Genomic DNA, 23,380 nt, shown 5'->3' with positions numbered 1-23,380 from the left:
GCCGCGCAGCCTTCGCTTGCGAAGCGACAACCGAAGGGAGGGTAACGATGAAGGGAACGTGGGTTCGATGGCTTCGGCTCGGGGTCGTCACGGGTGTGATGGGGTATGCCGGCATCAGCATGGCGAACACCTTGACCCAAAATTCTTCCTGGACGATCGACCGTGCGGGCACAACAACCAAGTACCGCGTGGTCGCCTATGGCGACTCCATTTACGCTGGCTACTACGGCTCGCTGTCGCGAGTGGCCAAACGCGCCGCGCCGTATGTCGATGGGGAGTACTTGGCCAAGTTGTGGAACGCCGACATCGAAGTGATTCGCCGTACCAAGTCCGGCGCCAAGGCCGACGATATTTACAACAACAAGATCGTAGCCGAGCGCTCGTACATGCAAACCACGAACACGCGCGTGGTGACGTTCGAGATGTGCGGTAATGACTTTCTCGAGGCGCGCAGCAATTTCAGTGGGCAGACGGGTACCTGTAACTACTCCGTGCTCGACAACGCGCTCGCCACTTGCACCACGTATCAAGAGTGGGCCATGCAAGCGATCAACCAGTACGCGTATGCCGGCACGCGCCTGAAAATCATCGCTAACCTGTATTACCCCGGGTACAACGCCGACAACACGCTGAGCAACTGCACGGACCCCACCACCGGTCAGCGCATCAACAAGCGGGACAAATTCCTGCCGTATTTAGCGCGCAGCAATTGGCGCGCTTGCGATCTCGCCCGTCGTTACGGCTTCGCCTGTGCCGACGTGTTCGCGCAGTACATGGGCGCGGACTACGACTCGAACAACGATGGCCAAATCGACAGCGACGCCTTGCGCTACATCCCCGGTGAAACGGAAGCGGCATACGTGCAGCGGATTACCGTCACCCTGAAGTCCACGATTCGCGACGCCAACACCCACTTGGTGAATGCCAGCACGAGTTACGATTACATCCAGTCGGACGACACCCACCCGACCTACATCGGCGGAACGATTTATCTGGGGCTCATCGGAGGTACAGGCTCCGGATCGGGCGCGCCGGATTACAGCGATTCGCAAATCGTCAATGGCAAGAACCCGGTGTGGAACCAATACGGCCACGAGCGCATGGGCTGGGCGCTTTCCGTTTACAACCCGGGCACGCCGTAGGCAGGTAGTCCACACGCGGACTCGCTTGCAGCGGGCACGGGGCGCACAACAGTTGTCCCCGTGCCCGGTTTCGTTTTCAGCACCGACAAATCGCTCAAGTCGCCGAAGGCAGCCGTGGGTGCGCTCCGTGTGCTGGCTCGAAGCGGCGACAGGCGCCGATTCCGCAAATCGACTGCATTTGCAATGCGGCGGCGTGCTCGCACCGGGCTCACCGGCTGCTCAGCGTTGGCAGCGACCATTGCGGTGAAGTCGCCGGCGTGGACTTTGCGAGCCCGCCTTGCAGGGCGGCCAGTTGCTCCACGAGTTTCGCCGGCTCGCTCACCGGCAACTTGCAGGTGAAGTTTTCGCACACGTACGCAGTGGGCTTCCGGTGCTGCATGGGCTGCCGCGCCAAAAACGGCAACAACGTGCGCAGGCCTTCGTCGCGCGGGTCGTGCAACACCGTCACTGCCCGCGGCAAGTAGGTTTGCTGCGCAATCTTCCACAACGCAGCCGTTTCTGGTTGCTGCCGCGGACCCACGACCACGATTTCTTGTCGCGGGCCGAGCGCGAAGTCCAAGGCCATCACCGCGTAGGCATAGGCTGTGGGTGCCTTGGCGATGTCTGCCCCATTGGCGCGGAGTATGTTGTAGCCGCTCTCCTGGTACACTTTGTTATGCAAAAGGTGTCCACAGCGCAGGAGTACCTCGGCGGCCACGGAGTGTGCGGCCGGCATGGCCGCATCTTCCAACGGCCACGGCCCGGCAAAGAGCGCCTCGTGATCCGTGCTCGTGTAACGGAGGGTGTTGTGTTGCTTGTCCCAAAACCGCTCGAGCATGGCCGCCAGCATTCCGTCGGCTTCCTTGAGCCAGCGCGACTCGCCCGTGGCTTTGAACAACTCGAACAACCCGAGGCTCAGGTAGGCGTAGTCTTCCAGGTACGCATGGTTCCCTAACTGGCCGCGGTACCAACTGTGGCGCAGCCTACCGCTCGGCCGCATGTTGCTCAGGATCCAGTTGGCTGCTCGCTCGGCCGCGGCGAGGTACTCGGCCTTGTTCCATCGCCCGCCGGCCTCGGCCAAAGCGGCAATCATCAAGCCGTTCCAGCTTGCCAGAATCTTCTCGTCGCGCGCTGGGCGCGGCCTCCGGGCGCGGGCCGCGAGCAACGCGTTGCGGATTTTATCGAGCTTGGCAGCCGCCGCTTTCTTGTCCATCCCCCGTTGCTGGAAGAATTCATCCGCCGCCACTGGCACGGCCAACGGCAACCGGGCGTCGGGCGATGTGAGGCCGAACAGGTCAGCCACCCACGGTCCGTCCTCCGCCCCCACAGCGTCGAGGATCTCGTCCCTCGTCCACAGGTAAAACGTTCCCTCTTGGCCGCCGCTCTGGGCATCCTCCGCAGTGAAAAACGCCCCGGAAGGCGCCTGCAAATCCCGCAGCGCGTACTCCAGCGTATCGACGGCGGTGCCGATGTACTCCGCGCTCGGCAGCGCGAGCGCGGCTTCGATGTAGGCGCGGGCAATGGTGGCCTGATCCACCAACATCTTTTCGTAGTGCGGCACGCGCCACGCGGCATCGGTGGCGTAGCGATGGAAGCCTCCGCCGAGGAGATCGTGGATGCCTCCCTGGCTCATTTTTTTCAGCGTGTACAGGGCCATGTGGCGCGCGGCGGTGTCGCCTGTGCGCGCATAGTAGCGCAGCAGAAATTGCACGATGTGCGGCTGGGGAAACTTCGGCGCCCTGCCGAAGCCGCCGTTGGTCGCATCGAAAAGCTGGGTGGCGTGCACGGCGGCGCGCCGCAGCACAACTTCGTCGAGTGCAGACCCGGGTTGCGGGCCGGCAGCGCGCAACGCATCGCGGAGCGAGGCGGCGGCGTCGCGCGCTGCCTGCTGCTGGTTTTTCCAGGAGTTACTCACGGTCGCCAGCAGTCGCTTCATGCCTGGGCGGCCGGCTACGTCCTCGGGCGGAAAATACGTGCCGCCGTAAAATGGTTCACCCTCGGGGGTGAGAAACACTGTCAGCGGCCAGCCTGCGTTGCCTGTGAGGCGTTGCACCGCGGCGATGTACACCGCATCCAGGTCGGGCCGTTCTTCGCGGTCGACCTTGATGCACACGAAGTCGCCGTTCAGGAGCCGCGCGATCTCCTCGTTGTCGAAACTCTCTTCCTCCATCACGTGGCACCAGTGGCAGGTGGAGTAGCCGATGGAGAGGAAGATCGGTTTGTTCTCCTTGCGCGCCCGCTGCAGCGCCTCCTCACCCCACGGGTACCAGTCGACCGGGTTTTGCGCGTGCAACCGCAGGTACGGGTTGGCGGCCAGTATCAGCCGATTCAAGTACTGCGGGCGGCCATCCGGACGGCGGTGCTGCGAGTGCATTGGCTTTCCAGCCGCCTCCCAGGCCTGCCACAGTTGCTGGCGCAACTCGGGCGGGAGCGGCTTCGCCCCCGGGAGCTGAATTTGGGGAAATTCTGCGGCCAGGGCCGAGCCGACCAATAGCGCGGCGAACAGCACGAATCTCATCGACAACCGGTGCATGACGAAGGCTCACTATGAATGTTCGCCGCGCCCCTGTCCACCAGCGGCAAGCGACCCGCTTGGGGCAAGTGGCGAGTGGCGGGAGATGGCGAAGGGCGGACGGGGAACGCGCGGATTCGCGATGGTGTTGCCACCGGTGCAACGCGCGTGGCCGTCTTGCTACGCCGCACCAACCCAATCGTAGGGGTGGCCCTTGTGGCTGCCCTCGTTGCCGGCCAGCACGCCGCGACCGAATCTTTCCAAAGCAACGCAACCCGTAGGGGCGACGCACGCGTCGCCGGTGGGGACGGGGTGGGGGCTACCAGCGAGTAGCGACAGGCGGGAGAAAGAGCGAATGGCGAATGGGAAACGTGTGCTTTGCATCTTGTGACCGCGCACCAACGCCAGCGCAGCACCGTGCTAGGTGGCGCGGGGGCGCCCTCTCACCCTGTCTCCCTCTCCCCCCTCCCGGGGGAGAGGGAGATTCTCTTGGTGCGCTGTACATGCCGCCCCCACATGCATTCGCAGCACGACGAGCACGCCCCCTAGCCCCCCGCAGGGGGGCTAGGGAGGCTAGGGCTCGTCGCCGGAGGCTCCGGGGGTGAATTCGAAGGCCAACAGATACTTCTTCTTCGTGTTGCACTCCTTGCAGGCGGGCACGAGGTTGCCCTTGGTGGAACGCCCCCCGCGAGCGAGCGGCACGAGGTGATCCATGGTGAGCTCCTGCGGTGGAAACTTCCGCCCGCAGTAGTGGCAAATGCCTTTGGCTCGCTTGCGCTTCCACCACTGCGAGGCACGCAGCTCGCGCGCTTTGTTGCGTTCGCGCTGGATCTCCTCGGCAGTGGGGGCGACAGAAAAACCCTCCGCCGCGAGCATGCCCCAATCCTCAGGGGCAAAGCTCGGCTGCCCACGGCCTCGACTTCGCCGGCGATCGCGCGGTTTATGTTTGGAAGACGCCATGAAGAACGCCCTATCGTTCGCAGGTAGGCTTGTTTTATCGTTCGCCAGCGGCGCAAAAAAGCAGTGGAAAGGAGACCCCCAATGGAGATCCTGCGCACCCCCGACGAACGCTTTGCAAACCTGCCCGGCTACCCGTTTCCGCCGCGTTACGTCGAGGTGGATGGGGTGCGGATCCATTATGTGCACGAAGGCCCGCGCAGCGCCGCCCCAGTGCTGCTCCTGCACGGCGAGCCTTCGTGGTCGTACCTGCACCGCAAGATGATCCCGATCCTCGTTGCTGGTGGCTTGCGGGTGGTGGCGCCCGATTTGGTGGGCTTTGGCCGCTCGGACAAGCCCGCACGGCGCGAGGATCACACCTACCAGCGCCACGTCGACTGGATGCTCGGCTTCATCTGTGCGCTCGATCTCGACCACATCACGCTGGTGTGCCAAGACTGGGGCGGGCTCATCGGCTTGCGACTCGTGGCCGAGCACGGCCACCGGTTCGACCGCGTGGTTGCCGCAAACACCTTCTTGCCCACGGGCGATCAGCCAATGCCCCCAGCCTTTTTTACTTGGCAAAAGTTTTCGCAAGAGGCGCCCGAGCTGCCGATCGGGCAGATCATTCAAATGGGTTGTGTCACTACACTCGCCCCCGAGGTGATTGCTGCGTACGAAGCGCCCTTTCCCGACGAGCGCTACAAAGCGGGGGCGCGACAGTTTCCCCTGTTGGTGCCCACACGGCCGGACGATCCTGCGTCGGGGTCCAATCGCAAGGCATGGGGGGCGTTGCGGCGCTGGAAGAAGCCGTTCCTCACCGCCTTCAGCGACCAAGACCCGATCACTCGCGGCGCAGAGCAGCTTTTGCAGGCGCTGATCCCGGGTGCAGCCGGGCAGCCACACACAACCATTCGCGGAGCCGGCCACTTCCTCCAGGAGGACAAGGGCGAAGAGTTGGCAGAGGTGGTATTGAACTTCGTTCGCGCCACTGCATCGGCATGACGACCGCCGCGAATTCCGGTGCAGTGCGGTGGCCGTGTCGCACCCGCAAGGACCGCGGTGCGGCCGCGCATTTGCGCGAGCGACGGACCGGTGGGTGAATGCAGCAGGGGTTGTTGGCACCTGGTTTCAGGCCGGCGAAATTGGCCCGAGCGGATGGGCGCGTAGCGAGTGTGGGTCGTTGACACGCCCGCGGAATTTCCGTAACCGGAAAGTGTCATCAGGTGCGCATGCGGGCGTAATTCAGCGGTAGAATGCCAGCTTCCCAAGCTGGACGTCGCCGGTTCGAACCCGGTCGCCCGCTCTCCAGCGGCGTCCGCCCCGACTTGCGGGACGGACGCCGCCAGCCGCTAGCGTTCCGTTCCTCGTTCGCGGTGCAAGCGCACGAGCACCTCTTGCGACACCGTGGCCACTTGCCGGCCGTCGCGATCGAAGATCGCACCAGTGGAAAGTCCGCGCGTGCCCATCAAACCGCGGCAAGTAAACTCGTGCAAATGCCACTGGTCTGCTTGCACTGGCCGGTGGAACCAAATAGCGTGATCGAGGCTTGCCGACCAAAACGTGCGGTACTGCGGGCCGCGCCCGCGGTACTCGGGGTGCACGCTGATGACGGCATCGGTGGGCAGATCGTCGGACAGATATGCCAGCGCGCACGCGTGCACGATCGCGTCGTCCGGCAGCTTTTCGGTTAACCGCATCCAGGCCGCCACCGTACCGCGCAGTCGTCGCTGGTCCACGAAGGCACGATCGATGAGCGCGCTCCAGGTGTCGTTCGGGAGGGTTTCCGGCGCGGGCACTTCGGGCATGTGCTCCACCTGAATGTCCACACCTTCCTCGGGAATGTGAAACGACGCCGCTAGGTTGAGGATGGCGCCAGCAGCTTGCCGCGCCACCACGTGGCGGGTGACAAAGGTGCGTCCGTCGCGGATCCGCTGCACCTCGAGGCGGATCGGTTCGGTCGCATCGCCGCGGCGGATGAAATACGCATGCAGCGAATGCACGAGGTAGCGCGGCTCCACCGTCAGTGCTGCGGCCCGAAGTGCCTGGGCAACGATTTGCCCTCCGTACAACCCACCCCACGGGTAGCTCGGTCCGGCACCGACGTAGGTGTCGGGTCCGTGCGACTCCAGGCGCATCATTTCGAGAAAGGTCGTTACCGTCGTTGCCACTGTTCTCCTCCGCTCGTGGCCACCGCGCAGCGCGGGCCACGATTTGTGCATGGCCCCGATGTATACCATGCGCACACGCGTGGTGCCCGGCCTGGGCACGCGCCGCGCACGGAACCGCAAGCCGGTGCCGCCTGCGCGGCTTTAGCGGGCGTCGCCAGCGTCAACGAGGTCCAAGATAAGCGGGATGCGGTTATCGGACAGGTTGCTTTCGCCCTCAGCGGCGCTCGCCTCGATCCATAGTGTGCAGCGAAATGGCGAGCGTTGATTGGGCGTGGCGATGGTGGATGGAGATGGGGCGAGCAGTAGCTCGCCCAGGAGGGTTTTGCCCGGCGCGATCGGCGCTGTGCTTTGATCGCCGGGCACATCCGGTACGAGGTCCCAGCCGGCGACGGTGCCCACCGGGCAATCGCTTGCGTCGACACTGACACTCACGCTGCGCGGCGCTGTCGTGCCCTGGTCCAGATTCCGCACCCGCACGCGCACCGAACGCATGACAAACTGCATATCTTTGGGCAGGACAATGCGCAGCGGCGACAGTGGTACCAGCGCCGTTTCCGCAACTGCCTGCGTACGTACGGCGGTGGCATCATTGTCATCGCGGAGGTCGACCACCAGCGTGGCGCTGTTGTTGCGGGGGGTGCGGTCCTGCCCGCCGCTCGCCGTCGGCATCACCGTCGCCTCCAGCGCGCATCGCTGCGCACTGCGGCCAGAGGGAGTGGTCACATTGTCACGGTTTGCGGCGAGAAGCACCCGTGCGGTCAGTGTTTGTCTCGAGCGGAGCACCACAGTGTCTTGAAATCCAGCGGCCTTTGCATCCGTATCGACAGCTTGCACGGTGCCTTTTGGGCAGGTGCCGTCTGTCACGACGAGCCGGGCTTCCATGGTGGCATTCGCGGGCAGGCGGTCGGGGTTGCGAATCTGCAGCGCCACCTCCTTGCTGGCCGCCGTTTCCCCCGCGGGAATCCGCAACGTCACCGGCGCACGCGGAGGCAGGACCACGTCGGGCAACGGCTCACCGTAAAGAAACAGCAGACCGTCGATGTCGTCCTGAGTGAGAGCGGCGCAGCGCCCATCGAAGTTGGCGTACGGCGACATGGTTGCGTGCTGGTCTACCGAGTGCCCAAGCCCAATTGTGTGGCCGAGCTCGTGGGTGGCGACCTCGGCGGCGTTGCACGCCGTCCAGATGCCACAGCCCTCGAAGCCATCGTTGAACACAATCTTGCCGAGGTCGATAGCGGAAAAGACCATGCCGCTGTGCCACATGGTGGCAGACTTCGTACAATACCCACCGACGGCGAGGATGCCACGGCAGTTCATCGGGTTGGCGAGCTCGCCAAACGGGTCGTCGAACACGATCCGCGTCGGCCCGTCGCAAGGCGCGAAAGGTTGGGGCTCGATCGAGCCTGCTACTTGCAGGACGAGCAACGAGCCCGGCACGTCGCTCCACGCCGCCATGGCGGCGCGCACGACATCTTCGGTCGCTGCCGGACCCAAGGCCTGGAGCCCGCGGCGATCGATCCAAAAAGAAACCGGTTCTCCCCAGTCGGCCTCGAACCAACGACCATTCCCTAAAAGCGAAAACGGGGCGGAGTAATCGAGTTCGGTATCCTCCGGGGGTGGCAATTCCACTTGCGCCGGTATCTCTCCGCGCGCGGCAAACACCTCCTGCGCCTCGGCGATCAGGTCGCGAAGCGGGCGTTCCTCAGCGCGGGGGGCGGGGTCGACTCGGTGGGCGCGCGGGCGCAGCACGCTGGCGCCACGATAGTTGCGCCGCGCCACCCAAGTGCCACCGCCGGTCGCCTCCACAGTGAATTTGCCCATGGCCAAGCCGGTGGTGCGAAAGCGGCCCTGGTCGCCGCGTTGGACAAATACGAGCACGCGCTCGCCCACACGATACTCGGGCGTGCCGAACACCTCTTCCTGCAGTCCTGGCACTGCTCCCCCGAACTCGCTGAGCTCGATGCTCTCCTGTTGCAGGCGACCCGCAACCACCGCTTGTACGGCGACGCTCACCCGCGTGCGCACGCTGTTAGTTTCCGGCGTGTACTCGGGAACGACTGCGGACACTTTGCCGAGCACGACGGCATCCGATTGCGCGGCAAGCTCGGCATCGTTGTCGTAAACCAAAATTGTCGCCCAGCATGGCAAGGCGAGCAAAAGCAAACCGAGTAGAACCGACCCGAACCGCCTTCCACAGTTGTTGTCCATGACCCTTCCCTAGTGCGGCGCGGGGAAAGCCAACGCTGTACCAACTCCTGTGAGTGCTCGGCGCGTCGCTGTAAGTGATTTTCGACACAGCGGATGCGGTGCAAAAACGCCGCTAGCTGCGGAAGCGTCGAATTCGCGTGCTCAGCTTCCGCCGCATCTTGCGCATACCGCACAGCAAACCGCATGCAGACCAGGCAACCGAGCGAACGGATTTGAAGACACACTCTTCGAGGGCCGCGCGACAGGACAGCCGAGCACACACACCAGCCAGTGGAAAACCGGTCGCAGCTCTTCGCCGGTGGTCGCCTCCCGGCGCGGATGAGAGGCCCGTGCGGCAAGGGCCGATTGCGGCAGCAATCCACGTGCGGATGCTGCGTCGGAAGGCTCGGACCGGCTGCTTTCTCGCGCTCGATCGGCGGGACGCTGCTGGGCGTACGATCCTCGTCGAGGGCATCGCGAGCGGGGGTGTACGGGCGGCCGCCGTTCTCCGGCTCCCTTCCACGCTCGCGCTGGAAGAGAGAGCCGCGTCCTCGACGGATGGTGCTGTCCTTCCTCTCGAGCAGGGAGGCTACCCCAAGGGAACGTGGGGCGCTGCCGACTAACGCTGGCCGCGGCCAAGCAGCGGCGCTGTGGTGGCAGGCAACGCGGGCAGCCACAAGGGCTTCCCCTACGTACCACGGAACCCGGGAGGCGGGTGGTACGGTGCGGGGCCGGCATGCGACCTGGCGTGCTCCGGTGCGGAGGGGCGACGCATGCGTCGCCCGTGGGGACGGGGTGGGGGCTACGGGCGAGTGGCGAGCGGTGTCGAGCGGCGAATGCCGAATCCGCCATAGCTGTGCACCTCCGCGGCGGCGGTGTGAGGCGGCGGACTCTAGCCTAGGATGCGACGAAGCGAACGTCAGAGGGCCGGGAACACCGTTGGGCGGTGCTAGCATTGCGCCGCGGTGTGTGGATAAAAGCTCGCTCGCGCACCGTCGCGGCAAGACCGCAAGCCTGAGCGTGCGATGGGCCGAGCACCGGAAACGCAACCACAATCCGCGGGCGAGCGCGCCGGCGAGCAAACGCGAGTGGGAAGGAGGGAATGGTATGGACACAACCCAGGTGGAGCGATGGCAGCAGTTGGCGGATCGGCTGGAAATTCAGGATTTGCTCACGCGTTACGCCACCGCTCTCGACACGCGCGATTGGGACTTGTTCACCCGCTGTTTCACGCCCGATGCCACTATCGACTACACGGCCGTGGGGGGCATCAAAGGGTCGTTACCAGTGGTGCGTGCTTGGTTGGCCGAGGTGTTCGCTCGCTTTGCGATGACCCAGCACATGGTCTCCAACTTCGACGTGCGCATCGATGGCGATACCGCCGAGTGCCGCTCCTGCCTGTTCAACCCCATGGGCATTACCGACGAAGATGGTAACCTCGTGGTGTTCTTTGAGGGCGGCTACTACCACGATCGCTTAGTGCGCACCGCTGAAGGCTGGCGGATCCGCGAGCGTGTGGAGCAGCCAACGTTTTCTACTCGCCACCACCCGGTGATCATCCGGCCTTTCGAATAAAGGAAAGCGGCGATTTGGGAGGGCGGCAAGAACATCGCTCCACACCGCGGCGCGCTCCGCACCCCCGCGTACGCAGGCGTGAGCGCCCAGCGAGTTGTGCAGGTGCACGGGGGTCGCTACGCGCCGTTGCGCTGACACAACTGGACTACTCGAGCGTGCGTTCGATGGCTTCGACGACTTCCTCCGATACCGGTGCTGTGGCAGGAGCGAAGCGGGCTACCACCTTGCCCTGCCGGTCGATCAAAAATTTCGCGAAGTTCCACTGAATGTCGCCAGGGCCGTCTGGCTGGGTTTGCTGTTGTGTGAGGAACGCGTAAAGCGGATGCCGATTTGGCCCGTTGACTTCGATTTTGGAAAACAGCGGAAACGTGACATGGTAGCGCGTTTCGCAGAAGGTGCGGATTTCTTCCTCCGTGCCTGGCTCTTGCCCACCGAATTGGTTGCAAGGGAAGCCGAGCACCGCGAAGCCGCGCTCGCGATAATGCTCGTACAACTCCTGCAGCCCGCGGTACTGCGGCGTTAGGCCACACTGCGAGGCCACATTGACGATGAGCAGCACCTTGCCCGCGAACTCGCTGAGGCTGGTTTCCGTACCGTCGATGGCTCGCGCCGAGAAATCGTGTACAGTCATGCTGCTAGCTTGCGCGCCGAACCAGCAGAATGCAAGGTCGTCGGGCTGCCCTTGCGCCGGGAGTGCGGTTGCGTACGGTAAGGCAACCCATGGTGATCGAGGCACGCAACGTGGTCAAGCGGTTCGGCACCCGGACCGCTGTGGCCGGCATCGACCTCGCGATTCCGCCCGGGATCTGTTTTGGCCTCCTCGGTCCTAATGGCGCCGGCAAGACCACCACCTTGCGCATGGTTTACGGCGTGACCAAGCCTACTTCGGGCAGCGTGCGTGTGTTCGGCATCGATGTCGCTGCCGACCCGCGTGCAGTGCGTGCTCGCTTGGGGGTGACGCTCCAGCAGAACGTGCTCATCGAGGCGCTTTCCCCGGTGGAAAATTTGCGCGTGTTTGGCCGCTATCACTTGCTTGGCGGACGCTCCTTGGAGAGCCGCGTCGAAGAGCTCCTCGATTTCCTCGAGCTGCGCTCGCACGCGCACGTGCCGGTGAAGCAGCTCTCCGGCGGTTTCCAGCGCCGCTTGGCGATTGCCCTGTCGCTGGTGAACGATCCCGAGTTGTTGATCCTCGACGAGCCGACCACAGGTCTCGACCCCGCGGTGCGCCTTGCACTGTGGGCGCGGGTGCGCGCCTTGCGAGGGGCGGGGAAGACCATCTTACTCACCACGCACTACATGGACGAAGCCCAGCGCCTGTGCGACCGCGTGGCCATCGTTGCCGCCGGAAAGGTGCTGGCGGAAGGCGCCCCCGAGGAGCTCATTCAGCACTATCTCGCGCGGGAAGCCTTGGAATGCGAATGCGACGAAGACGAAGTGCCGGCGCTGCTCGATGGATTGCCGGTAGCGCACGTGCTGCGCACCGCTGACCGCTTGACCATTTACGCTGATGACGTGACGCGTGTGGCCGAGACCATCCGGGCGCGCGACGGTGGCGAGCGGCGCACGCTCGTGCTGCGTCCGGCCAACCTCGAGGATGTGTTCTTGGCGCTCACCGGCTCGTCGCTGGAGGAAAGCGAGCCGTGAACGTTTCGCTGCCCCACGCCTTGTCGGTGTGGCACCGCAATCTTTCGATGTACCGGCGAACCTGGAAGCTCAACATCCTCCCGAACTTCTTCGAGCCGGTATTTTACCTGATGGCCATCGGCATTGGCTTGGGTGCCTACGTGCAGCAGATGGGCGGGCTCCCCTACGCGGCGTTTCTCGCCCCGGGGCTGGTGTGCGTGGCGGCGATGAATGGCGCAAGCTTCGAGGTCACGTACAACATCTTCGTACGCATGCACTTCGAGAAAACGTACGACGCCATGCTGACGACGCCAGTGCAGCCTGCGGACATTCTCGCCGGGGAAGTGCTGTGGGCCGTCACGCGCGCGACGATTTACGGAGGCTGCTTTTACTTGGTCACCAGCGCCTGGGGGCTCACCCCGTGGTACGCTGCCCCGTGGGCACTGGTGGTCATCGTGCTTAGCGGCTTGCTGTTTGCGGCTGTGGGGCTGGTGTTTTCACTGCAAATCGTCACCATCGACCTTTTCAGCTTCTATTTCACCTTGTTTCTCACACCGCTGTTTCTGTTTTCCGACGTGTTCTTCCCGTTAGCGGAGCGGCTTTCGGGCGTGTGGTTGTGGGTGGCGGAAGCGTTGCCCTTGCTACATCCAGTGCGGCTTGCCCGCTTGGGCTTTGCCGGCCGCTGGAGTGGCGTGATGGTGTGGGACCTTGCCTACATCCTCGCCGTTTCCGCCCTGCTCCTGGTGATCTGCCACCGCAGCATCCACAAACGCCTCACAGCGTAGGTGCGGCGTGCGCTCGCTCACGGCTGCGGGCCCCTTCGCTGCCGCCGACGATTACGAATGCGACCAGCGTGCCGCCAGTTGAAATTTGCCGCTCCACCAAGCACGCTGCTGCGCTGTGGCACCTCGGGCGACGCATGCGTCGCCCCTACGATCCGCCGTGCGCGCCACTCGCTGCTCTCAATGGGCGCGCATTTGCGCTCCCGCTGGAGAGCGGGTGTGGACGATCGTTTGGACCTCGGCGAACAGTTGATCCAGGGCCGCGCGCAGTTCGCGGGCGTTGCGATCGAGTTGATCGAGCAAGTCGCGTTGCTGGCTTGCGCTGCCTAACTCGCAGGCGCGCAGAAAGCGCCGCTGTAAATCCGCACGGTCGGCCAGCAACCGATCTGCCCGCGCCAGCGAAAACAACCGCACCGTGCCGCCGCACAGCTCGTTAGTCAGCGCGATGATGCGTGCGAGCAGCGCCGCATGGTGGTTGAAAATTTCTCCCGAAAGGCGGCGCTGGCGTACCGGCTGCAGGTAGAAGCCTGCTCGCAGCGACTGCAGTGCCAAGTCAAATGCTCCGGCTTGCAACCAGGCATCCGACTGACTCGCCCGCTGGCGATGCTGCTCGAAGCGGCGATTCTCCCAAAGCTGCTCGAGCGGCTCGGCTGCGGCCGAGGCTAAAAGCGTGACCAAATACAAGGTCACCGCCAATCCGGCTACGACGACCATTGCGGCAAAGAGTGATCCAACCATAATCTTTCTCTACGGCGTTGCGGGGCACGCCAATCGTTTTTTTCTTCTCGCTGCCTCAAAAGGGTCATAACAGTCAAGGTTGACGGTATGTTGACCCGCATCTGCTCCCTTTGCAAGAGGGAAGGCGATCGGGTCCGTCACCCTAGCAACTCTGGGGCTTCTTGCACGGGCCGGCGGCAGATGTGTTCATTGGGTTGGCCGCACGTGTGGGCCACCGAGGCGTGTCAGACGCGCCGCAACCACAACAGAATCTCCGCCGCGAGTTTAGGCGGAGGCCCACATCACGGATCGAGGCGATCGATTTTCCACTCGTTCGGGAATACCGGATCCGGCCGCACGCGCTCGATGCGGCGTCCGCTCTGGTCGTAAACGTCGAGTTCGTTCGGCAATACGGGATTCTTGCGGATGGTTTTTTCCCGGGTGCCGAACGGGGAGTATACGTTCAGCTCGTCCTGGAATACCGGGTTCTTCCGGATCGTAGCTTTTCGTCGGCCCATCTCGTCGTAAACATCCCACTCGTCGCCAAACACCGGATTCCGGCGAATGGTACCAGTGCGGCGTCCGTCCTTCTCGATCACGTATTCGTCGGGAAACACTGGATTCTTGCGAATCCGTTCCCGCTCCCAAGCTTGGCTGGGCGCGCTTGCCAGCAGGGCGATGCCGAGCACCAAAAACGTTGTCCACGTCGAACCCTGGCCCCTGCGTTTCATGAAGCCATGGTGGCCGAAGCTCCAAGGCAGGTCAAGAGCGGAGGAGTCGAATGCAAGCGCTTGAGAAACTGCGCCGATTCGGATTATGGTATCTGCTGCCGCTTGCGGCGCAGAAGAAAGAGTTCAGTGCAAAGGGCTGCATGAAGGCTTTGGTGTTAACCGGCGGTGCGGGGCGCACGTTAGTGCCGTTCTCGGCCACGCGCCCGAAGGCGATGACGGTGGTTGCCGGTGGCTCGCTGTTGCGCCGCACCCTGCAGCACTTGCGCGAAGCGGGGATTACCGACGTCACCGTGGTCGTGGGTCAACATGGCCATGTCGTCGAACAAACGTTTGGAGACGGCTCTGCGATCGGTCTGAATTTGACCTACGTTCGCCAGGAGCGCGCTCAAGGAATTGCGGACGCCATCTTGCAAGCGCGAAGCAAGTTTATGCCCGGGGAGTACTTCGTGCTCGTGTACGGCGACGTGGTCACCTCCGGCAATCCCTTCCTCCAGCTCTTGCAGTCGTTCAACACCTTTAAGAGCCCGATTGCTGGGGTGTGTTTGCCGGGGCCGCCCACGGGTCGCTACGGAAACGTGTATTTGAGCGGGACGCGGATTACGCAAATCGTCGAGAAGCCGCGCACGCCGGGCTTGGGGAACTACGTGTTGTCCGGATTCTTCGTGTTGCCCACGGAGTTGTTCTCGTGGGTCCAGGAGGCGGGCGGCGCGATGGAGCGAGTGTTCGACCGCCTGACGACCAGCGTGGGCGTGCACGCCTCGATTTGGGAGGAAGGCTGGATCGATGTCGAGTATCCGTGGGATGTGTTGGCGGCCAACCGCATGGTGATGGATACGTGGGAGGAGGCCCGCATTTCGCGCGACGCCAAGCTCGACAACAACGTCACCATCGTTGGCCCCGTGCGCATCGAGGCTGGCTCCACCATTCGCGCGGGAGCCGTGCTGGCCGGCCCCTGTTACATCGGGCGCGATTGTTACATCGGCAACAACGTGCTCGTGCGCAGCTACTCCTCGCTCGGACCTAGCTCTACCGTGGGCTACGGCGTCGAGCTGAAGAATTGCGTGGTCTTCGGCCGTGCCCGGATCGGCCGGCTGTCGTTCATCGGCGATAGCGTGGTGGGGGAGGAAGTGGACATCGGTTCCGGCACCATGACAGTGAACGAAACCATGGACCGCCAGCCCATCGCCGTCGAAATTCGCGGCACCCGAATCGACTCGGGCCTGCGGAAACTCGGCTCTTTCATCGGCGACAGAGCCAAGATTGGCGCGGGGAACACCCTGGCCGCAGGAACCATTGTGGACGCCGGAGCGATTATCGAACACCATACCACCGTGCCTCGACGGGAGTGAGATTATGTGCGGCATCAGCGGGGTGGCGAGTTTTCACCCCATCCACGACCGGTTGTACGAGGGCGTCCATCAGTTGGAGTACCGCGGTTACGACTCCTGCGGGGTGGCGTTCGTGGAAAATCGCCATATCGAGGTGCGCAAGGATGTCGGCACTGTGGACGAGGTCGACAGCCGCGCGAACCTGCGCAACCTCATGGCGTGTGTGGGCATCGCCCACACACGCTGGGCCACCCATGGGAAAGTTACGCGCGAGAACGCCCACCCGCACTTGAGTTGCGACGGTTGCTTTGCCGTCGTGCACAACGGCATTGTGGGAAACTACCGCACCCTACGCGCGCGCTTAGAGCAAGCCGGACACCGCTTCCGTTCGGAGACGGACACGGAAACTATCGCCCACTTGGTGGAAGAGCACTACCGCCGCACGGGCGATGTGGAAGCTGCTTGGGTGGCTACCTTGCGGGAACTCGAAGGTAGTTACGCCTTGGCGATGATTTCCGTCCACGACCCCGAGCGCATTTACTGCGCTCGTCACGAAAGCCCGCTCATCATCGGCGTCGGCACCGATGCCAACTACATCGGCTCCGACTTCAACGCGTTTATCGAGTATACGAAGAACACCGTCATCTTGGACGACGGCGAGTACGGCGTCGTGGCCAAAGATAGTTACGCGGTCAAGCGCGTACGCGACGGCGAAGTGGTGGAGAAACCGATCACCGTGATTCCGTGGGACCCCGAGCTGTCCCGCAAGGGCGGTTACCCGCATTTCATGTTGAAGGAAATTCATGAGCAACCGCTCGCCGTACGCAGCGCGCTCAGCCTCGACGAGGCTGCCATCCAAGACGTGGTGCGCGCGCTGGCCAGCGCCCGGCGCATTTACCTAATCGGCGTGGGAACGACGTACTACGTGGCTCTGTATGGCCAGTATCTCTTTGCTGAGCTTGCCGATGTTGATGTTCTGCCCGTTAGCTCCGACGAGTTTCGTTACTTGGACAAAAGCGACAGCCAAACCCTCGTGCTCGCAATCTCCCAGTCGGGCGAAACTTACGACACGCTGATGAGCCTGCGCCACGCCAAGGAGCGCGGCGCAAAAACCGCCGCGATCGTCAACGTGGTGGGCTCGTCCATCGCCCGGCTCGTCGACCATGTGATCTTGCAAAGTTCTGGGCCCGAGGTGTGCGTGGTCAGCACCAAAGCGGCGCTCGTGCAAATGGTGCTGCTCACGCGCCTGGCAATCGAGTTGGGAATTGTCCGCGGCAAGCTCGGCCCGCAACAACGAGACGAGCTGTACGCCGCCCTCCATCGGCTGCCGGGAGAAATCGAAACATTGCTCAACGAACGCTCCGGTGTGATCCGCGCGGTTGCTTACCGCCATGCGAACATGCGCAACTGGTTGTTCCTCGGCCGCGGCATCTACTACCCGATCGCCCTCGAAGCCGCGTTGAAAATGAAAGAGGTGACCTACCTGCACGCCGAAGGCATGGCCGGCGGCTTTCTCAAGCACGGCACCCTGTCCTTGGTCGACGAGAATTTGTACACCCTCGTGTTCGTGCCACCCCGTAACTGTGGCGAGCTGTACACGCTCACCATGTCCAGCGTGGAAGAGGTCCGGGCGCGTGGCGGTTTCGTGCTCGGTTTTGCGTTCGAAGAGGAACCCGCACTGTTCGACGAAAGCGTCACCTTTGTCGCGTCCCACCGGCTGACGGCTCCGTTGCTTCCGCTCGTCGGTGCCCAACTGCTCGCTTACTTCACGGCGACCGCGCTGAAGCGCAACGTCGACAAGCCGCGCTCGCTCGCCAAGTCGGTCACCGTGGCCTAACCTCGCCGCGCGGAGCGGCGCCACGGTGGCTACGGTGTTGTGCACGCGGGTTGGCGTCCGCAGTGTCCGCGACCAGCAGTTGCCGAGTTTCCTCATGGAGGGACGCTCGTTTGGCCTGCGCCTTATCGGAAGCGCAGGCATTGCCCGCTAGCGCCGCAGCCGCGCTCGCTCACTGCACTTGTTTGCGGAATACGAAGCTTGCCGCAGTGAGAATTACGATGCCGAACACCATCAGCACCAGGCTTTCGTCCCACAACTCCGCCCAACCGGCGTTCTTGAGAAAGATGCCACGCACGATGGTGATGTAGTACTTGAGCGGGATGATGTGCGTGAGCTCTTGAATCAGCGGCGGCATACTCGAAATGGGAAACATAAAGCCGGAAAAAAACAGGTTCGGCAGCAAGAGAAACTGTCCCAGCATCGAAGCCTGCTGCTGGGTGTTCGACACTGTGGAAACAAACAGCCCCATGCCGAGGCAGGTCATGATGAACAGTAAGCTCAGGGCGAGCAGCAGGCCGAGCGAGCCCACTAGCTCCACGCCAAACCAATAACGGCCGGCGAGCATGACCGCGCCCATGTTCACGTAGCCAATGACGATGAAGGGAATTGCCTTCCCGAGCACCAGCTCGGCTGCCCGAATCGGCGTGACGATCATTTGCTCCATCGTGCCTCGTTCCTTTTCGCGCACAATGGCGATGGCGGTGAGCACGACGAGCGATTCCATCAACAACACGCAGACGATTGCGGGCACCATGTAGCGAACGCTGCGCAGCTCGGGGTTGAACCACACCCGCGGCTCCACCTCGACACGCGGGTGCACGACTACACGGTCCCCCGCGCCACGGTCGGGAAAGCGCACCTGCACCACCCGAGTCAGCGTGATTTGTTCGAGGTACGCCGAAGCAATCATGGCGATGTTGGAGTTGCTGCCATCCACCAGGGCGGACACTTCGGCCGGCTTTCCCTGCCGCAACTTTTCGGAGAAATCCGGCGGGATGGTGAGCACCACCTTGACCTCGCCGCGATCGAGCAAACGGTTGGCCTCGTTGATGCTCGAACAGGGAGCGGCCACGCGGAAGTAGCCGCTGTGCACCAGATGGTCCACGTAGCCGCGGCTGGAGGCGGTACGGTCGTAGTCGCACACCGCCAGGGCGATGTCGGTAATGTCAGTGGCCACCACGTACCCAAAGATGAACAGCTCGATCACCGGCATGAGCAGCACCAGGCCGAACATCCGCCGGTCGCGCGAAAGCTGAATGAATTCCTTCCACACCACGTGGGCAATGCGCGATAGGGAGCCGTTCATCCGAGCTTCTCCTGGAAGCGATTGGCGCTGAGCCACACGATGCCGATGGAGAAAGCCGCCAGCATCACAGCTTCCGGCCACAGCACCTCGAGCCCCACGCCTTTCAGGTAAATGCCGCGAATGGCGGCCACGAAGTAACGCCCTGGGAAAAAGTACGAGAGCAACCGAATGCCCACCGGCATGTGCTCCAGGGGGAAGACAAAGCCCGACAACAGCACCGCGGGCAACAAGGAGATGAAAATTGCGGCGAGCATCGCGGACTGCATGGTGTCCGCCAGCGTCGACACGAATACGCCCGTGCCGAGGGAGGCTGTGAGGTAGAGCACCGAGAAAATCGCGAGCTGCCACAAACTCCCCTTGATCGGCACGCCGAACACGAAGTACCCGGCGGTAATCACGATGGCGAGATCGAGCAGGGCGATGATCACGTACGGCACGATCTTGCCAATCATCATTTCCAACGGGCGAATGGGTGAGACCAGGATTTGCTCGATCGTTCCTCGTTCTTTTTCTTTCACGATGCTGAGCGCGGTCAGGATCGCGCCGACAATCATCATGATCACCGCAATCACGCCCGGCACGATGAAGTTCACGCTTTGCAGCTCGGGGTTGTACCAAACCCGACTCGCAACCCGTACCGCGGGCACGCCGCCGCTGCGCTCCACCAGACCGATGTCCGCGCGCGCCCCGAAGCTTGCAACCATGGCGAGAACGTAGCTCTGGGCGATGGAGGCGGTATTCGAGTCCGTGCCGTCAAACAAGGCTTGTACGGTTACGGGCTCTCCCGACCGCAAGCGGCGGCCAAAATCGGGGGGAATGACGATCGCGGCCCGACTGGCATCGATGGTGAGGTCGCGTTGCACCTGGTCGTAGTTGTCGGCCTCCCGGACTAGTTGGAAGTATCCGGACTGGACCATTTGCTCGACGAGCAAGCGGCTGTGACTGCTGCGGTCGTAGTCGAGCACAGTGAGGGGTACGTTGTTGATGTCGTAGCGAATGCCGTAGCCGTACAGCAGCAACATGCTCACTGGCCAGAGAAAGGTGAGGAGCAGGCTGCGACGGTCGCGCAACACGTCGGTAAATTCTCGCCGCAAAATGGCGCGAATGGTGCGCTGGGATAGCCGGTAGCGCTCGGGAATCATCGCTCCTCCACCCCGCTTTGCTCGATGATGGCCACGAAGGCGTCTTCCAACGACGGCTCGATCCGTTCGACTGCCGCCAACTCTATCCCTCGCTCCGCGAGAACTTGCGGCAGGCTGCGTTGTGCTTGTCCGGCGTCGGCGACGGTGACATGCAACCGGTCTCCAAACAACGCCACCCCGAGCACGCCCGGCGCTTGTTTTAACACGGCATACGCGCCCATGAGGTCCGAGGGCGCAATTTCCAGCAAGGCGTGGGGCACGTGTGTGCGCTTAAGCTCGGCGGGACTGCCGCAGGCCACCACCTTGCCGGCGTAAATTAAGGCAAGCTCGTCGCAGTGCTCGGCTTCGTCCATGTAGTGGGTAGTCACGAACACCGTCACTCCCCGCTCGGACAGTTCTGCAATCATTTCCCAGAACTTACGCCGCGATACCGGATCGACCCCGGAGGTGGGCTCATCCAAAAACAGCAGCGGAGGTTCGTGCAGCACAGCACAGCCGAGGGCAAGCCGCTGCCGCCAACCGGCGGCGAGTTCGCGGGTCAGCACGTGTTCCCGGCCGATTAAGCCAGCCATTTCCAGTGCCCAGGCAATCCGCTGGCGGCGTTGGCGTCCGTGCACGTTGTACACCCCGGCAAAGAATTGCAGGTTTTCCTCCACGGTGAGATCCTCGTAGAGGGAAAATTTTTGCGACATGTAACCGATGTGGCTTTTGAGCTCCTCGCTTTCCCGCCACAGGTCGAACCCGCCCACGGTGCCGCTTCCCGCGGTTGGGCGCAAAATGCCGCACAGCATGCGGATCGTTGTCGATTTGCCCGCGCCGTTGGGACCGAGAAACCCGAAGATTACACCGCGCCGCACGCGCAAATCGATGTGGTCCACCGCTACGAAGTGGTCGAACACGCGCGTGAGGCCGCGCACATCCACGGCGAGCTCCGTGTCCGTCATGCCCGTCCCCGTAACGTTGGTTTTGCGCCCCCGCTCCGTTGCTTTGCGGAGCCGCTCCTACCTGCTATGAGCGGGCGACACTGCATGCTCACGGAGGTTCGGGTATGATGCGCTTGCTGTTGGCATGGGGGCTGACGGCTTTGTTGCTTCCCGCTCATTTGTGGGCCCAGGAGGCAAAACACACGGTGGTGCTGATGAAGACTTCGATGGGAGACATCAAAATCGAATTGTTCGATGACAAGGCTCCGGTGACGGTGAAAAATTTCCTCTCCTACGTCAACGATGGCTTTTACGACGGCACCATCTTCCACCGCGTGATCCCCAACTTCATGATCCAGGGCGGCGGTTACGACAAGGACCTGAAACAAAAGCCGACGAAGCCGCCAATCAAGAATGAGGCCAACAACGGCCTTAAGAACGTGGTCGGCACCATCGCGATGGCTCGCACTGGCGTTGTCGACAGCGCCACCTCGCAGTTCTTCATCAATGTGAAGGATAACGCGTTTCTCGATCATCGGGACGAAACCCCCGCCGGGTTCGGTTATGCCGTGTTCGGCAAGGTGGTGGAAGGGATGGACGTGGTGTTGAAGATCGCCCAAGTGCCCACGCAACGCGTCGGCATTCACGAAGCCGTGCCCAAAGAGCCAGTGGTGATCGAAACGGTCCGCGTTGTCGGTAAGTGAGTTCGGCGAACCCCACAGGCAGCGCCGCGGTGGTGTTCGACCTCGACGGCGTTTTGCTCGACTCCGAGGGCCTGCACTACCAGGCCTACTGCCAGGTGCTTCGAGAGTTCGACGTTGTCATCGGTCAGGAGGAGTACGCTGAGCATTGGATCGGCGCTGGGCACGGGCCGGAATACGCGGTGGAGAGGTATCGATTGCCCATCACTCCGACCGAGCTGCGTGCCCGCAAGGCGCCACTGTATCGCGAGCTCCTGCATACTCGTGCTCAGTTGATGCCCCACGCTCGTGACGTGGTCGAGGGCCTCTACCGCGAGTTTGCGCTGGGAGTGGCCACGAACTCCGGCCGGGAAGATGTCGACTGGGTGTTGGCGCGTTTCGATTTGCGGCGGTTTTTCTCTGCGGTGATTGCCCGCGAGGATTATCGCGAGGCGAAGCCGGCACCCGATGCGTATGTGGCGGTGCGGGCTTTGCTCGCAGTGCCGGCGCACCGGTGCCTGGTCGTGGAAGATTCACCGCGCGGGGTCCTGGCAGCGCGGGCCGCGGGCTTGCCGGTGGTGGCTGTGCCCAACGAGTTTACCCGCGTGTGCGTGTTTCCTCCGGGAACGCCGCGGATTGCAGGTTTGTCGGCGGTCACGCCAGCGTTCGTGCGTGCCCAGCTCGACCGAGCCGACGGAGGCTGACCCGCTCTTTAGCCTCGAACTGGCGGCAGCGGCACGGCAACGGTAAGCAGCACGGCAACCTGCCGCTCGGGCTGTGGCCATGGCTTCGCAACGTATCTTGCCGCACTTGTTCCGCGCTCTCGTCATTGCCTGCGCGCTGCTTTCGGCCCACTGCGACTCGGAGCCGCGGCGCCTTCCGTATATCCCGCCCAAGTTGGAAAACTGGCCGCAGCCGTACCGCGGCGTGGCGGGCCTTCAAGCGCACGTGCTGGTCACCGGCTTCCTCGAGCTCCCGCAAGCCCTGGTTTATCGGAACGGTTCGTGGTTGCGCACCGAGCGCCTGCCGGTATCGGTGCTTGCCGTGCAACATCCGAGCAAGGGGGTCGTGCTGATCGATAGCGGGCTCCCCACCACGGAAGTTTCCCCCGCGCGGGTGTGGCCTCGGGCGCTGTTGCTTCCCAACGAAGGCTTTTTGGTGACGCACCCGGGGGAGGAACTCCCGCAGCGGTTGCGCCAAGCCGGAATTCGCCCGGAGGCGGTGCGGTGGGTCGTGCAAACTAACTTGCGCGCGGTACGCACTGGCGGCCTTCAACACTTCCCTCAGGCCAAAGTGGCCGTCACCCAAGCGGAACTGGACTACGCTTCGCGCCACGCCGAGGGTTACGAGCCGGAGCTCTGGTCGTCCGTACGCGAGTGGCATCCCATTGATTTTGCCGCGGCCCGCCCTCTGGGTACCTTTCCAAGGACGGTGGATTTGCTGGGCGACGGGAGCGTCGTGGTCCTTGATGGTCGTGGCCCGAGCCCAGGAACCGTGATGGTGCTGGTGCGCACGCCGAACCGCGCGCTTCTGTGGACTAGCGACGTGGTGCCCACGCGCGATGGTTTACGCACCGCAGCCGAACCGCACGGCTTGTGGAACGCTGCAGACTGGTGGCTCGTCTTTTGGCAAGCAAAACGCTTGCGCGATTTAGCTCAGGAGGTGGAGGTTTTGCCGGCGCTCGACATCACAGGCGCAGATGCAAAGGGGTTCCCCGCTCGCCTGCACAGTCTGCCGACCCCTATGGCCTCGCCCCGCAAGCAACCGACCCCGAACCGCTGGGAGCGGATCCTCCCTCGCCCTTGGTGA

General features: G+C 63.2%; 22 protein-coding genes and 1 tRNA gene. 13 read left to right on the top strand and 10 right to left on the bottom strand.

The window, feature by feature from the left end; all coding sequences use genetic code 11:
- Positions 1-98: 98 nt before the first annotated feature.
- Entirely contained in the window at positions 99-1,142 is a 1,044-nt protein-coding gene (locus tag N3C12_00745) for an SGNH/GDSL hydrolase family protein (GenBank protein ID MCX8070965.1), read from the top strand.
- Between the two features lie 208 nt (positions 1,143-1,350).
- On the opposite strand, the gene N3C12_00740 is transcribed toward N3C12_00745, so the two are convergent.
- Positions 1,351-3,654 (bottom strand): thioredoxin domain-containing protein, encoded by a 2,304-nt coding sequence (locus N3C12_00740; protein ID MCX8070964.1) that lies wholly within the window; start codon positions 3,652-3,654, stop codon positions 1,351-1,353.
- 18 nt (positions 3,655-3,672) lie between these two features.
- Between N3C12_00740 and N3C12_00735 the strand changes: the two genes are divergently transcribed.
- Positions 3,673-3,966: a hypothetical protein gene (locus N3C12_00735; GenBank protein MCX8070963.1), complete on the top strand. Its 294-nt coding sequence runs from the start codon at positions 3,673-3,675 to the stop codon at positions 3,964-3,966.
- Between the two features lie 240 nt (positions 3,967-4,206).
- Here N3C12_00735 and N3C12_00730 read toward each other — a convergent pair whose 3' ends face one another.
- Positions 4,207-4,509 (bottom strand): HNH endonuclease, encoded by a 303-nt coding sequence (locus N3C12_00730; GenBank protein ID MCX8070962.1) that lies wholly within the window; start codon positions 4,507-4,509, stop codon positions 4,207-4,209.
- 165 nt (positions 4,510-4,674) lie between these two features.
- On the opposite strand from N3C12_00730, the gene N3C12_00725 reads away from it, so the two are divergent.
- Together N3C12_00725 and N3C12_00720 are read left to right on the top strand one after the other, a co-directional pair.
- On the top strand, positions 4,675-5,574 hold the full coding sequence (locus tag N3C12_00725) for a haloalkane dehalogenase (GenBank protein MCX8070961.1): 900 nt from the start codon (positions 4,675-4,677) through the stop codon (positions 5,572-5,574).
- A 229-nt stretch (positions 5,575-5,803) separates the two neighbouring features.
- Positions 5,804-5,875: transfer RNA gene (locus N3C12_00720), tRNA-Gly, on the top strand.
- Positions 5,876-5,921: 46 nt separating this feature from the next.
- Here the strand turns inward: N3C12_00720 and N3C12_00715 are convergent.
- Complete coding sequence (locus N3C12_00715; protein MCX8070960.1) at positions 5,922-6,740, bottom strand: thioesterase family protein; 819 nt, start codon at positions 6,738-6,740, stop codon at positions 5,922-5,924.
- Between the two features lie 141 nt (positions 6,741-6,881).
- Positions 6,882-8,948: a matrixin family metalloprotease gene (locus N3C12_00710; protein MCX8070959.1), complete on the bottom strand. Its 2,067-nt coding sequence runs from the start codon at positions 8,946-8,948 to the stop codon at positions 6,882-6,884.
- A gap of 329 nt (positions 8,949-9,277) precedes the next feature.
- Here N3C12_00710 and N3C12_00705 point away from each other — a divergent pair, with 329 nt between their 5' ends.
- Entirely contained in the window at positions 9,278-9,550 is a 273-nt protein-coding gene (locus N3C12_00705; protein MCX8070958.1) for a hypothetical protein, read from the top strand.
- A 484-nt stretch (positions 9,551-10,034) separates the two neighbouring features.
- Positions 10,035-10,502 carry a nuclear transport factor 2 family protein gene (locus N3C12_00700; protein ID MCX8070957.1) on the top strand — a complete coding sequence of 156 codons (468 nt, stop codon included), beginning with the start codon at positions 10,035-10,037 and terminating at the stop codon, positions 10,500-10,502.
- A gap of 145 nt (positions 10,503-10,647) precedes the next feature.
- Here N3C12_00700 and N3C12_00695 read toward each other — a convergent pair whose 3' ends face one another.
- Positions 10,648-11,133: a glutathione peroxidase gene (locus N3C12_00695; protein MCX8070956.1), complete on the bottom strand. Its 486-nt coding sequence runs from the start codon at positions 11,131-11,133 to the stop codon at positions 10,648-10,650.
- 89 nt (positions 11,134-11,222) lie between these two features.
- On the opposite strand from N3C12_00695, the gene N3C12_00690 reads away from it, so the two are divergent.
- Together N3C12_00690 and N3C12_00685 are read left to right on the top strand one after the other, a co-directional pair.
- Positions 11,223-12,146: an ABC transporter ATP-binding protein gene (locus tag N3C12_00690; GenBank protein MCX8070955.1), complete on the top strand. Its 924-nt coding sequence runs from the start codon at positions 11,223-11,225 to the stop codon at positions 12,144-12,146.
- Complete coding sequence (locus N3C12_00685; GenBank protein ID MCX8070954.1) at positions 12,143-12,910, top strand: ABC transporter permease; 768 nt, start codon at positions 12,143-12,145, stop codon at positions 12,908-12,910. Before N3C12_00690 ends, N3C12_00685 begins: the two co-directional genes overlap by 4 nt.
- A gap of 177 nt (positions 12,911-13,087) precedes the next feature.
- On the opposite strand, the gene N3C12_00680 is transcribed toward N3C12_00685, so the two are convergent.
- Together N3C12_00680 and N3C12_00675 are read right to left on the bottom strand one after the other, a co-directional pair.
- A complete protein-coding gene (locus N3C12_00680) occupies positions 13,088-13,645 on the bottom strand; it encodes a hypothetical protein (GenBank protein ID MCX8070953.1) in 558 nt (185 codons plus the stop codon).
- Between the two features lie 281 nt (positions 13,646-13,926).
- Positions 13,927-14,355 (bottom strand): hypothetical protein, encoded by a 429-nt coding sequence (locus N3C12_00675; GenBank protein MCX8070952.1) that lies wholly within the window; start codon positions 14,353-14,355, stop codon positions 13,927-13,929.
- Positions 14,356-14,405: 50 nt separating this feature from the next.
- Here N3C12_00675 and N3C12_00670 point away from each other — a divergent pair, with 50 nt between their 5' ends.
- Positions 14,406-15,704: a sugar phosphate nucleotidyltransferase gene (locus N3C12_00670; protein MCX8070951.1), complete on the top strand. Its 1,299-nt coding sequence runs from the start codon at positions 14,406-14,408 to the stop codon at positions 15,702-15,704.
- A gap of 4 nt (positions 15,705-15,708) precedes the next feature.
- Positions 15,709-17,520 (top strand): glutamine--fructose-6-phosphate transaminase (isomerizing), encoded by a 1,812-nt coding sequence (gene glmS, locus N3C12_00665; protein ID MCX8070950.1) that lies wholly within the window; start codon positions 15,709-15,711, stop codon positions 17,518-17,520.
- Positions 17,521-17,689: 169 nt separating this feature from the next.
- On the opposite strand, the gene N3C12_00660 is transcribed toward glmS, so the two are convergent.
- Genes N3C12_00660 through N3C12_00650 form a run of 3 tightly spaced genes read right to left on the bottom strand, consistent with a single transcriptional unit; the run spans position 17,690 to position 20,912 of the window.
- Positions 17,690-18,826: an ABC transporter permease gene (locus N3C12_00660; GenBank protein ID MCX8070949.1), complete on the bottom strand. Its 1,137-nt coding sequence runs from the start codon at positions 18,824-18,826 to the stop codon at positions 17,690-17,692.
- Positions 18,823-19,968: an ABC transporter permease gene (locus tag N3C12_00655; protein ID MCX8070948.1), complete on the bottom strand. Its 1,146-nt coding sequence runs from the start codon at positions 19,966-19,968 to the stop codon at positions 18,823-18,825. The genes N3C12_00660 and N3C12_00655 overlap by 4 nt, the downstream gene beginning before the upstream one ends.
- The gene (locus N3C12_00650; protein MCX8070947.1) at positions 19,965-20,912 is read right to left on the bottom strand and encodes an ABC transporter ATP-binding protein; all 948 of its coding nucleotides are present in this window, start codon (positions 20,910-20,912) and stop codon (positions 19,965-19,967) included. The genes N3C12_00655 and N3C12_00650 overlap by 4 nt, the downstream gene beginning before the upstream one ends.
- A 194-nt stretch (positions 20,913-21,106) precedes the next feature.
- On the opposite strand from N3C12_00650, the gene N3C12_00645 reads away from it, so the two are divergent.
- The 3 genes from N3C12_00645 to N3C12_00635 all read left to right on the top strand — a co-directional run bounded on the left by N3C12_00645 (position 21,107) and on the right by N3C12_00635 (position 23,380).
- Entirely contained in the window at positions 21,107-21,595 is a 489-nt protein-coding gene (locus tag N3C12_00645; protein MCX8070946.1) for a peptidylprolyl isomerase, read from the top strand.
- Complete coding sequence (locus tag N3C12_00640; GenBank protein MCX8070945.1) at positions 21,592-22,275, top strand: HAD family phosphatase; 684 nt, start codon at positions 21,592-21,594, stop codon at positions 22,273-22,275. The genes N3C12_00645 and N3C12_00640 overlap by 4 nt, the downstream gene beginning before the upstream one ends.
- Positions 22,276-22,354: 79 nt before the next feature.
- Complete coding sequence (locus N3C12_00635) at positions 22,355-23,380, top strand: MBL fold metallo-hydrolase (protein ID MCX8070944.1); 1,026 nt, start codon at positions 22,355-22,357, stop codon at positions 23,378-23,380.

It is taken from the genome of Candidatus Binatia bacterium (assembly GCA_026415395.1).
In the GTDB taxonomy this organism is placed as follows: Bacteria; Desulfobacterota; Binatia; order HRBIN30; family HRBIN30; genus HRBIN30.
Note: the sequence above shows the minus strand (reverse complement) of the source record. Positions and strands in the feature narration are given on the sequence as shown.

Excerpts from the sequence above, each read along its gene's own strand:
- N3C12_00745 (MCX8070965.1), top strand. The coding sequence starts at position 99 with ATGGGGTATGCCGGCATCAGCATGGCGAACACCTTGACCCAAAATTCT.
- N3C12_00740 (MCX8070964.1), bottom strand. The coding sequence starts at position 3,654 with ATGCACCGGTTGTCGATGAGATTCGTGCTGTTCGCCGCGCTATTGGTC.
- N3C12_00735 (MCX8070963.1), top strand. The coding sequence starts at position 3,673 with ATGTTCGCCGCGCCCCTGTCCACCAGCGGCAAGCGACCCGCTTGGGGC.
- N3C12_00730 (MCX8070962.1), bottom strand. The coding sequence starts at position 4,509 with ATGCTCGCGGCGGAGGGTTTTTCTGTCGCCCCCACTGCCGAGGAGATC.
- N3C12_00725 (MCX8070961.1), top strand. The coding sequence starts at position 4,675 with ATGGAGATCCTGCGCACCCCCGACGAACGCTTTGCAAACCTGCCCGGC.
- N3C12_00710 (MCX8070959.1), bottom strand. The coding sequence starts at position 8,948 with ATGGACAACAACTGTGGAAGGCGGTTCGGGTCGGTTCTACTCGGTTTG.
- N3C12_00700 (MCX8070957.1), top strand. The coding sequence starts at position 10,035 with ATGGACACAACCCAGGTGGAGCGATGGCAGCAGTTGGCGGATCGGCTG.
- N3C12_00695 (MCX8070956.1), bottom strand. The coding sequence starts at position 11,133 with ATGACTGTACACGATTTCTCGGCGCGAGCCATCGACGGTACGGAAACC.
- N3C12_00690 (MCX8070955.1), top strand. The coding sequence starts at position 11,223 with ATGGTGATCGAGGCACGCAACGTGGTCAAGCGGTTCGGCACCCGGACC.
- N3C12_00680 (MCX8070953.1), bottom strand. The coding sequence starts at position 13,645 with ATGGTTGGATCACTCTTTGCCGCAATGGTCGTCGTAGCCGGATTGGCG.
- N3C12_00675 (MCX8070952.1), bottom strand. The coding sequence starts at position 14,355 with ATGAAACGCAGGGGCCAGGGTTCGACGTGGACAACGTTTTTGGTGCTC.
- N3C12_00670 (MCX8070951.1), top strand. The coding sequence starts at position 14,406 with ATGCAAGCGCTTGAGAAACTGCGCCGATTCGGATTATGGTATCTGCTG.
- glmS (MCX8070950.1), top strand. The coding sequence starts at position 15,709 with ATGTGCGGCATCAGCGGGGTGGCGAGTTTTCACCCCATCCACGACCGG.
- N3C12_00660 (MCX8070949.1), bottom strand. The coding sequence starts at position 18,826 with ATGAACGGCTCCCTATCGCGCATTGCCCACGTGGTGTGGAAGGAATTC.
- N3C12_00655 (MCX8070948.1), bottom strand. The coding sequence starts at position 19,968 with ATGATTCCCGAGCGCTACCGGCTATCCCAGCGCACCATTCGCGCCATT.
- N3C12_00650 (MCX8070947.1), bottom strand. The coding sequence starts at position 20,912 with ATGACGGACACGGAGCTCGCCGTGGATGTGCGCGGCCTCACGCGCGTG.
- N3C12_00645 (MCX8070946.1), top strand. The coding sequence starts at position 21,107 with ATGAAGACTTCGATGGGAGACATCAAAATCGAATTGTTCGATGACAAG.
- N3C12_00635 (MCX8070944.1), top strand. The coding sequence starts at position 22,355 with ATGGCTTCGCAACGTATCTTGCCGCACTTGTTCCGCGCTCTCGTCATT.